The organism is Pseudomonas sp. LBUM1644 (assembly GCF_059716195.1).
Genome location: NZ_CP166812.1, coordinates 3,379,043 through 3,389,112, shown reverse-complemented (window position 1 = coordinate 3,389,112; position 10,070 = coordinate 3,379,043). Strand labels below are relative to the sequence as shown.

Genomic DNA, 10,070 nt, shown 5'->3' with positions numbered 1-10,070 from the left:
TGAGATCCCTTAACCGCGTGGGGTCGCAGCAGCCAGTTTCACAACCGAACCCGGCGCGACCTTGGCAGGCGCGACTTGGGGCAGGTTGCTGGCTTCCAGCGCTTGTCGTTGTTGTGCAAGGGCCGCGAGGGTTTGCTCGCTGGCCATCGGGATCACTTCAGGCGTGACTGGCGAGCCAGGACGCACCCGCTGCAGGCCCTTGACGATGACGGTGTCGTCCTTGTTCAGGCCGCTGCGCACGATGCGCAAGCCTTCGATCTTCGGCCCCAACTCGACTGCCCGGTAGGCGGTTTTGTTGTCGGCGTCCATCACCAGCACGAACTTTTTGCCGAGGTCGGTACCGACCGCTTCGTCGTTGATCAGCACGGCGGAATAGGTGCCGCTGCCGACCAGTTTCAGGCGGGCATACAGGCCAGGCGTGTAGGTACCGTCGCTGTTGTCGAACACGGCGCGACCACGGATGGTGCCGGTTTTCGGGTTGACCTGGTTATCGACGAAGTTCATCACGCCCTGGTGCGGGTTGCCGTCTTCATTGGACAGACCGAGGTAAACCGGCGTGGTGGCGCCACGTTTGCCCTGGCGAGCGAGTTGGGTGTACTTGAGGAACACACGCTCGTCAGCGTCGAAGTACGCGTAGACCTTGTCGGTGGACACTACGCTGGTCAGCGCGGTGGTATCGGCGGTCACCAGGTTGCCGGCGGTGATTTCCGCGCGGCTGACGCGACCACTGATTGGCGCGGTGACGCGGGTGAAGCTGAGATTCAGTTTCGCCAGGTCCAGTTGCGCTTGAAGGGCGCCGACAGCAGCGCGGGCTTCTTGGGAGGCGCTGGTGCGCGAATCGGCCAGTTCCGCCGAGATGGCGTTGCTGGTACGCAGGCGTTCGCCGCGTTGGGCTTCGTTTTCACTGCGGGTGGCGTTGGCGCGGGATTGGGCAACCAGGGCTTCGAGGCGGCGAACCTCAGCCTGGAATGGACGCGGGTCGATCTGGAACAGCAAGTCGCCTTTCTTGACCAATGCGCCTTCAGTAAAGGCCACCTCATCGATCTGACCGGAGACCCGTGGACGAATTTCTACTGTTTCCGGCGCTTCGAGACGCCCGGTGAATTCGTCCCACTCGTTGACGGGTTGTTCCAGCACCTTGGCCACGCTGACCTTGGCTGCGGGCATCGTGGCGGCAGTCTCCGGAGCCTTGCCGCAAGCGCTCATCACCAGTACGGCCAACAAGGCCAACGGGAAGCGCAAATGTTTGAGTGACTGTTCCATGGATGCATCCGCCAATGTATTGAGAATGGACGGATGATGCGCGGCAGGGGGGTATCGGACGAATCGAACGGGGCGAAGGTAACTATCATTCGGAATGATATAAGGCCCAAGCGAGCCCTCTAGCATGCACCTCAGTTCAGAAAACGATCAACAGGGTTGATGGCAATTCTGTGTTGCGCCGAAAGCAATAGTCAGTTTTGAAACCGAGTTGCAACTATCGCGAGCAGGCTCGCTCCCACAGGGTAACTCGGTCCACTGTGGGAGCGAGCCTGCTCGCGAAGAGGCCATAAGCCTCAACAAAAAAATCAGGATCAAGCCAAACTATCCGGATCCCCAAAGAACATCTGAATCCGCGACCGCAACCAACGCTCACCCGGATCATTGTCCTGCGACCCGCGCCACGCCATGTGCAATTCAAAACTGCGCACCGGCAGCGGCGGATCTTCAGCCCGCACACCGCCGGCCGCCGTCAGCGCCTCGGCGGTGTAGTCCGGCACGGTGGCGACGATGTCGGTGCCGCTGATGAGCGTGCTCAAGCCGTTGAACTGGGGTACCGCCAGTACCACATGACGTTTACGCCCAAGCTTTTCCAGCTCTTCATCGATAAAGCCACTCAGGTCGCCCGCGAACGACACCAGCGCGTGAGGCCTTGCGCAGAAGTCATCGAGGCTCAACGGCCCAGGCACTGTGTCCGCGCGCAACAGCTTCGGTGAGCTACGACGCAGCACCTTGCGCTTGGCATTGGCCGGCAGATCGGCTGTGTAGCTGACGCCGATGGAAATCTCGCCCGAGGCCAGCAGGCTCGGCATCAATATGTAGTTGGCCCGACGCACCACCAGCACAATCCCTGGCGATTCAGCTCGCAGGCGCTTGAGCAGCATCGGTAGCAGCGCGAACTCGACGTCATCGGACAGGCCGATGCGGAACACCGCGGTGCTGGTAGCAGGGTCGAATTCCGCCGCACGGCTGACGGCGGTGGAAATCGAGTCCAGTGCGGGGGAGAGCAGGGCGAAGATTTCCACTGCCCGGGCGGACGGCTCCATGCTGCGGCCCGTGCGCACGAACAGCGGGTCATCGAACAGCCCACGCAGGCGCGACAGTGCCGCACTGATGGCCGGCTGGCCGAGGAACAGTTTCTCCGCCGCGCGGGTCACACTGCGTTCATGCATTAATGTTTCGAATACGATCAACAGGTTCAGGTCGACACGACGCAGGTCATTACGATTCATCTGGAGTCCTGGCAGAGTCATCAAGCTTGACGAGAGCGGCCATATGAGAACAATGGCCGGCATGAATCTTACGGGGAAAGGCTGCTACTCTGCACCGCATAATTCAGTTTTTCCCGAAAAGCTGCTTCGGTTTTTACGACATTTGACAATGTTGCCGTCGCTGCGGAATCAATGACAGGCATGTCGACTATTAATAGCCACTGATAGTCTTGGGTAGAAAGCCCAGATAGAGTTCAGGGCATTAGAGGTTACTTTGACGAGGTTTGCGATGTCCCGCACGATCCGTTTTCACAAGTTTGGTCCAGCCGAGGTGCTCAAATGCGAAGAGCATACGGCAGCTCTGCCTGCGCCGGGCGAAGTGCAGGTGCGTGTCGAGGCTATCGGCATCAGCTGGTACGACATCCTCTGGCGCCAGAACCTGGCCTCGTCTCATGCTCGCCTGCCTTCAGGCCTTGGTCATGAAATGGCCGGCATCGTCACCGCCGTCGGTGATGGCGTCGACGACCTGGCGGTCGGTGACAAGGTCGCCAGCTTTCCGGCTGAAAGCCCCAACGACTATCCGGTCTACGGCGAGCAGATCGTTTTGCCTCGCTCGGCACTGACCCGATACCCGGACGTGCTCAGCCCGATCGAAGCCAGCGTGCATTACACGCCGCTATTGATCGCTTATTTCGCTTACGTTGATCTGGCACGGGTCAAACCTGGGCAATTCGCCCTGGTGACTGACGCCAGCCATTGCGCCGGACCTTCGTTCGTACAGTTGGGCAAGGCCCTCGGTGTGCGGGTGATTGCCGCCACCAAGACGGCGGAGGAGCGGGAATACCTGCTGTCGCTGGGTGCCGAGAAAGTCATCGTTACTGAAGAAGAAGATCTGCTCATGCGGATCAACAAAATTACCGACAATCGCGGTGTCGATGTAGTGTTCGATGGCCTGGGTGGCCCGCAGATGTCGTTGCTCGGCGATGTGCTTGCACCTCGCGGCAGCCTGGTGCTCTACGGCCTGCAAGGTGGCAACCAGACGCCATTCCCGGCCTGCGCAGCGTTCCAGAAGAACATCCAGTTCTTCGTGCACTGTATCGGCAACTTCACCGGCAAGCCGGAACTGGGCATCATTCAGGACCAGGTCGCGCTGCAACGTGCCTTGCGCGATATCAACCAGATGACGGCTGACCGTGTGCTGCTGCCGCTCAAGACTCGGGTCTTCCCGTTTGCCGAGTTCGTCGAAGCACACCGCTACATGGACGAATGCCCATGCCGCGAACGGGTTGCCCTTCAGGTCGAACCTGTTTAAAACCGTCCCAAAGAGTCCGTGTCCGCACGGACTCTTTTTTTGCGGCGCTCCCACCCATGAGACCGCCCATTGACCTGTCGATGGGGCCGTTCAGCAACTGAACTGGTTTTTGCTCTCAATCTGTATCTTCTAATCAGCTTCTAAGCCCCGATAATTGGATGATTACTTTCATCTCAAGGAATGAGTCATGGCTGGGTATCTGGCTGATACTTTTCAATGCATGCCGTTGATATATGTCCGACAAAAACTTGGTTGTTGCGCGGTTGCCAAAAAACCAAGGGCAAGTTCTTTCTCTATTTCTTGTGCTCTATGTCTGTGGGACGTTGTCGGACATTTCCTAGGACGTCCCGCGCGGGCGCAAGGCTCCGGCGTTGCGCGGCTTTGCGGTGCCCAGCCTCCGGTTGTGATGCAGGGCAACAGCCGAACATTTCAAATAACTACCAAAAACTTAAGTGTTAGCATTTGACAATAAAGTCCAATGCTTCGAACACGTCAGACCGCCCACGAGGTGTTGCTGTCGTTGTTTGTGCGATATCGAACTTACGCGTACCAGGTAAATAAAAAAATGACCAATATCCATGACCAAGCGATGACCTATGTCTATCAGCAAGTATTACAACGACTGCTGAGCTTTTTTTCCAGAGCGGAACGCACGGCGTTGCAGTTGATGATTCAGCGACTGGTGGTGGCCGCCGGTGGCATGGAGCGAATTGGCGAATACAAAGTGCTGGCGATCCAGTCCGGGACCCGTGACAGCTGCTACACATTGGCGCTGCTGCGTGCCGCGCAACTGAGTATCGCCGGCCGGGCCCCCGCCACCTTCCAGTTGCGCGTAGCGTCCCTGTGCCTGAATGGCACCAGCGCGAAGACGCGGGAAAATATACATCGCAGCTGCAGTGCGTTGTTCCTTTACGATGATCCCCGGGTCGAAGTGTTGATGGTCGATAACCGCGAGGTGCTGCCGTTCGATCATCTCGCCCCGATCTCCACTGCCGGCCGCGATTCCAATCGCTTGAACCTGCTGATGGTGGGGCATCGTCGAGTCTGGGATGGTCCGCTTGATCTGTGGGACGACGGTTACCTGGCCACCGGCGAGTTCTATGGGCAAATCGCGCGCTGGGACGGCGGTGTCGATGCCATGATCAGTGGCGACACACCTCGCCAGCAGAAGCAGTTTCTCGACGGTTTGAAACGTGCTGCCGCCAAGGCCGGGCTCAATCCATCGAATCGCAACGAAACGGGGTACGAGGAGCTGTTCGCGCTGCTCGATGAGTTGGGTAGCGACTGCTACCGCGCACTTTATCCCGGGCTCGAGCGCGCGGCATGGCATCCGGCCGAGCAATTCGAAGCCTGTCGCCGGACGACCTTCATCGACGTTCACGACATGCTCGTCAGCAATCTGGAGGAGCGTTGGCCGCTGCTCACCGAATTTCTTGGTTTTCAACCTGACGAACTGGCGGCACAGCTTCGGGACAACGAATTCGTCAGCCTCTCGATTTGTGCACACGTTCGAGGTTTGCAAGCGTGCTTCGCGCTAGGCCGGAGCTACGAGGCGGGTGTCGCCGAATTCCTGCAGCGGGCATTGGTGATGATGCGCCGCAAACGGCTTCCTGAGCGATTGTGCGAACAAGCGGTGGAGATGTTCGGCAACCCGGCGACACAATCCGATCAACGTGCATTGGCATCGGCTGAAGCTCAGAAATATTTGGGTTTGAGTGAGGCACAACTGGTGTGTCTGCTCTTTTCACCTTTTGTCGACAAGGGCGCGACGCTGGAGCGTTTTCTGCGCCATTGCCACCCCGGCATGCTGGTGGCGATGCCGGACTTGCACCGGGCAATGCAGGGAAACCCGGTGCCGGATCAGGTCCTGCAATGGATTGTCGATGTCAGCGGGTTGCCTGTCAGCCTGATCGGCACGCTGTATCAGAAGGGACTTGTGGCTGCGGATGAGGGCAGGGCACCCGATACGCCAGCGGCAGACGCCAAAGCATCCGCTGATAACGAAACCTGCGTCGTGGCGGGTGAATGGTCAGCAGGGCATTAAGGGTGTCTGGTTCGACCAACGCAGCCTTTGGCCAACTGTCATGAAAGGGTCGCGAGAAACCGATTTTGCGTATCAGGCGGTGTATCGGTACCTGACTCACCTGATCAGCGAGCCCGCCAGCGAAGAGCGAGTCCGCCTGCCATCGCTGCGGCAGTTGGCGGAACGCCTGGGCGTGTCGATCTCGACCATTCAGTACGCCTATTCGTTGTTGGAGAAAGAAGGGCGGGTTTACTCGGTAGCCAAGTCGGGCTACTACGCGTTTCCCGTGTCCTGTATCCACACGCTCAGCAGCGGCAATGACCTGCTCGAAACCGTATACGTCAATGCCAGGCGCCCGGGAATGCTGGTCCTGAGCGCTGATGAACCGGCCTTGTTGCAGCCCCTCGACAGTCCATTATTACTGCTTGAAAGAGAACTGCTGCGTCAGTATCCGCGCCAGCCGCAACCGGCTTCACAACCCTGTGGCGAACTGGAGCTGCGCACCGCACTGGCAGCACGCTACACCACGTCGGCTGTGCGCTGCTGGCACGCGGACGACGTCTACATCGGTGCCGACCTTCGTGGCGTGCTGGAAATCCTGATCGCTGTGTTGTGCCTCAAGGACGCCACCATGGTGGTGGAATCGCCGTGCGACTGGGCGATTCTGCGTTTGCTCCAGGCTGCGGGTGTCCGGGTGCTCGAGTTGCCGGTGCAAGCCAACGATGACCTGGACCTTGAGCAGTTGAAGGAGCTGTTGGAGACGGAACCGGTACGGCTGGTGATGCTTTCTTCCGGGTTGAATATGCCGCGGGGTAGCCTGGCGTCCGATGAAAACCGCCAAGCCGTCGCGCAGTTGCTTGAACAGCACGATAGTTGGGTATTGGAGAATGATTGTTACGGCGAGCTCGGATTCGAGCCGGACGGCCTGCGTTTTCGTGACCTGTTGAACCCTGATCGGCTGCTGGTGTTTTCGACGTTCGAGAAAATCATCGGGCCGGAGGCACCCTTTGGCTATTTGCTTTCGCGACCCCTGCGTGCTGAATGGCAGCGACACTTCTTGCTGCGATCGTTCCGCTTGTCGCCGATTCGTCAGAAAGCCATTGCCCGCCTATACAGCAGCGGGCGTATCGACCAGCACCTGCAGGTGTTGCGACGGTTGCTCAGGGAGCGCAAGGTGCAGATGACTCAATTGCTGCAGGAGCGTTTGGGCGATGCCTTGCATTTCGTCGAGCCTCAGGGCGGTGCAACGATCTGGGTCCGTTCACTGCGTCAGGTCGATGTGCGCCGGGTGTTCCAGCGTCTGCTCAAGCATCAGGTGGTGATCGCGCCGGGAGAGCTGTTCAGCCTTCAGGGGTTGCACACCCAGCATTTGCGCCTGAGCCATACCTTCGCCGGCGACCATGACCTGGGTGCCGCACTGGGTCTCTTGGGGACAGCCTTGCGCCTGGAATTGATCGATTGAGTCGGCTGCGCAAACATCCTCTACACTCGAGGATCGATCCCATCGCGTTGCGGTCGAACTGCCAGTAAACTGTTTTTCAATTCCTGAACCACTCTATATCCAGAGGTTTTGCATGACACTCAGTCCTTTTGCGGGCAAACCGGCACCGGCAGAGTTGTTGGTCGACATCCCGCGACTGGTAACGGCTTATTACACCGGCCAGCCTGATGCCGCCATCTCTACCCAGCGCGTCGCCTTCGGCACGTCCGGGCACCGAGGCAGCTCGTTCGACTTGAGTTTCAACGAATGGCACGTTCTGGCAATCAGTCAGGCGATCTGCCTGTACCGCGAGGCTCAAGGCATCAATGGCCCGCTGTTTGTCGGTATCGACACTCATGCATTGTCGACGCCAGCGGGTGCAAGCGCGCTCGAAGTGCTGGCCGCCAACGGTGTGACGGTGATGATCGCCGAAGGCGACGAATACACGCCGACCCCGGCCATTTCCCACGCGATTCTCTGTTACAACCGCGGGCGCACGTCAGGCCTGGCGGATGGCATCGTGATCACGCCGTCGCACAACCCGCCGCAAAGCGGCGGCTACAAGTACAACCCAACCAATGGCGGTCCGGCCGATACCCATATCACCAAGTGGATCGAAGCCAAGGCCAATGAACTGCTGGCTGCCAAACTCGCGGGCGTCAAGCGCATTAGTTACCAACAAGCGTTGAAGGCCAGCACGACTCATCGCCACGATTATTTGAACACCTATGTCGCCGACTTGATCAACGTGATCGACTTCGACGCCATCCGCAATGCGAAGCTGCACCTGGGCGTCGATCCGCTGGGCGGGGCGGGCGTGCGTTACTGGTCGGCGATTGCCGAGCATTACAAGCTGGATCTGGAAGTGGTCAACACACAAGTGGATTCGACCTTCCGTTTCATGACTGTCGATTGGGATGGGCAGATCCGCATGGACCCATCGTCCACTCACGCCATGCAAGGCCTGATTGGCCTGAAAGATCGTTTTGACGTGGCATTCGGCTGTGACCCCGACCACGACCGCCACGGCATCGTCACTCCGTCCGGAGGCCTGCTGGCGCCGAACAACTACCTCGCCGTATCGATCGACTACCTGTTCCAGAATCGTCCGCATTGGCGCGCCGATGCCGCCGTGGGTAAAACCGTGGTCAGTAGTGGCTTGATCGATCGCGTTGCAAAACGCTTGGGACGTCGACTGTACGAAGTGCCGGTTGGCTTCAAATGGTTTGCCGATGGCCTGTTCGATGGCTCGCTGGGCTTTGGTGGCGAAGAAAGCGCCGGCGCGTCGTTCCTGCGCAAGGATGGCGGCGTCTGGTGCACGGATAAGGACGGCCTGATCCCGGCACTGCTGGCGGCAGAAATGACCGCCCGCACCGGTCGTGATCCGAGCCAGGCCTATCGCGCATTGACCGATGAACTGGGTGAGCCGTTCTCGGTGCGGGTGGATGCCAAGGCCAATCCTGAGCAGAAAGCACTGTTGAGCAAGTTGTCGCCGGACCAGGTCACCTCGACCCAACTGGCTGGCGAAGAGATCCAAAGCATCCTGAGCCATGCGCCGGGCAACGACCAGGCCATTGGCGGGCTGAAAGTCATGACCGAAAACGGCTGGTTCGCAGCACGTCCGTCGGGTACTGAGGACATCTACAAGATCTACGCCGAAAGCTTTGTCAGCGATGAGCACCTGAAACAATTGGTGGCTGAGGCCCAGACACTCGTGGATGGCGCTATTTCGGCGAAGTGATTGAGGGCCCCTTCGCGGGCAAGCCTCGCTCCTACAGGGCTTCACGCATTCCTGTAGGAGCGAGGCTTGCCCGCGAAGGCGTCAGCACAAGCACCATCAATCAAAAAGAAAGGGCGACCGCAATGGTCGCCCCTTTTTTGTCCGGCGTTTACTGAATCAAGCCAAATCCACCAGAACGATCTCGCTGTCCTCGATGGCAGTCACCCGCAACACCTGCTCATCGGAAACCGCAACACCGTCTCGAGCTTGTGCACGCAAGCCATTGACTTCAATCACTCCGGTCGCCGGCACCAGATAGGCACGACGCCCACCGTCCAGTCGATATTCGGCCGACTCACCGGCCTTCAGGTTCGCCGCCACGAGTCGGGCATCGGCACGAATCCGCAGGCTTTGATCATCACCGGCCTTGCCGCTGGCCAGGGTCACGAAACCTTCGCGCTGACCTTTCGGGAACGGCTTGGCGCCCCAGGACGGTGCCAGTCCGCTTTCGTTCGGGATGATCCAGATCTGAAAGATTCGGGTTTCGGTTGCTTCCAGGTTGTACTCGCTGTGGGCGATCCCGGTGCCAGCGCTCATGACCTGCACGTCGCCCGCTTCGGTACGTCCCTTGTTGCCGAGGTTGTCCTCGTGGGTAATTGCACCTTCACGGACGTAAGTGATGATTTCCATGTCACGGTGCGGGTGTTTCGGGAAGCCCGTGCCGGAAGCAATCACGTCGTCGTTCCATACTCGCAGGTTGCCCCAGTTCATCCGTTTCGGATCATGGTACTCGGCGAACGAAAAGTGGTGATGTGCGTCCAACCAGCCATGGTTGGCGCCGCCCAGGGAGTTGAAAGGTCTGAGTTCGAGCATGATCGTCTCCTGAAGAAGGTTGGAATGCGGAGCATCATCTATCAAGCACCAATCGATAAAAAGCGTAAAAAGTGCTGCATCATGATCGAATTAATAGATGTTAATTCAACCTCGAAACATTCTCATCCGACCTTCACTTCATCGCCTAAGCCAATGACTTGAAAGCATTTCACTAGAACTCGACAGCAAAT

7 protein-coding genes are annotated in these 10,070 nt (G+C 58.7%); 4 read left to right on the top strand and 3 right to left on the bottom strand.

Going from position 1 to position 10,070, the window contains the following annotated elements:
- Positions 1–9: 9 nt before the first annotated feature.
- Both mexE and ACA052_RS15290 read right to left on the bottom strand, forming a co-directional pair.
- Entirely contained in the window at positions 10–1,263 is a 1,254-nt protein-coding gene (gene mexE / locus ACA052_RS15295) for a multidrug efflux RND transporter periplasmic adaptor subunit MexE (protein WP_497645626.1), read from the bottom strand.
- A gap of 311 nt (positions 1,264–1,574) precedes the next feature.
- Positions 1,575–2,492: a LysR family transcriptional regulator gene (locus tag ACA052_RS15290; protein ID WP_497645625.1), complete on the bottom strand. Its 918-nt coding sequence runs from the start codon at positions 2,490–2,492 to the stop codon at positions 1,575–1,577.
- Positions 2,493–2,760: 268 nt separating this feature from the next.
- On the opposite strand from ACA052_RS15290, the gene ACA052_RS15285 reads away from it, so the two are divergent.
- The 4 genes from ACA052_RS15285 to pgm all read left to right on the top strand — a co-directional run bounded on the left by ACA052_RS15285 (position 2,761) and on the right by pgm (position 9,027).
- Positions 2,761–3,783, top strand: a complete 1,023-nt coding sequence (locus ACA052_RS15285) for a zinc-dependent alcohol dehydrogenase family protein (protein ID WP_497645624.1) — start codon at positions 2,761–2,763, stop codon at positions 3,781–3,783.
- 565 nt (positions 3,784–4,348) lie between these two features.
- Positions 4,349–5,827: a hypothetical protein gene (locus ACA052_RS15280; protein WP_497645623.1), complete on the top strand. Its 1,479-nt coding sequence runs from the start codon at positions 4,349–4,351 to the stop codon at positions 5,825–5,827.
- Positions 5,828–5,867: 40 nt separating this feature from the next.
- Entirely contained in the window at positions 5,868–7,268 is a 1,401-nt protein-coding gene (locus ACA052_RS15275) for an aminotransferase-like domain-containing protein (protein WP_497645622.1), read from the top strand.
- A 112-nt stretch (positions 7,269–7,380) separates the two neighbouring features.
- Positions 7,381–9,027, top strand: coding sequence for a phosphoglucomutase (alpha-D-glucose-1,6-bisphosphate-dependent) (pgm, locus tag ACA052_RS15270; RefSeq protein ID WP_497645621.1), 1,647 nt, complete (start codon positions 7,381–7,383; stop codon positions 9,025–9,027).
- 156 nt (positions 9,028–9,183) lie between these two features.
- On the opposite strand, the gene ACA052_RS15265 is transcribed toward pgm, so the two are convergent.
- Positions 9,184–9,879 carry a pirin family protein gene (locus ACA052_RS15265; RefSeq protein WP_497645620.1) on the bottom strand — a complete coding sequence of 232 codons (696 nt, stop codon included), beginning with the start codon at positions 9,877–9,879 and terminating at the stop codon, positions 9,184–9,186.
- Positions 9,880–10,070 lie beyond the last annotated feature (191 nt).

Bases quoted from the DNA above. Each gene is read 5' to 3' on its own strand.
- mexE (WP_497645626.1), bottom strand. From the start codon at position 1,263: ATGGAACAGTCACTCAAACATTTGCGCTTCCCGTTGGCCTTGTTGGCC.
- ACA052_RS15290 (WP_497645625.1), bottom strand. From the start codon at position 2,492: ATGAATCGTAATGACCTGCGTCGTGTCGACCTGAACCTGTTGATCGTA.
- ACA052_RS15285 (WP_497645624.1), top strand. From the start codon at position 2,761: ATGTCCCGCACGATCCGTTTTCACAAGTTTGGTCCAGCCGAGGTGCTC.
- ACA052_RS15280 (WP_497645623.1), top strand. From the start codon at position 4,349: ATGACCAATATCCATGACCAAGCGATGACCTATGTCTATCAGCAAGTA.
- ACA052_RS15275 (WP_497645622.1), top strand. From the start codon at position 5,868: ATGAAAGGGTCGCGAGAAACCGATTTTGCGTATCAGGCGGTGTATCGG.
- pgm (WP_497645621.1), top strand. From the start codon at position 7,381: ATGACACTCAGTCCTTTTGCGGGCAAACCGGCACCGGCAGAGTTGTTG.
- ACA052_RS15265 (WP_497645620.1), bottom strand. From the start codon at position 9,879: ATGCTCGAACTCAGACCTTTCAACTCCCTGGGCGGCGCCAACCATGGC.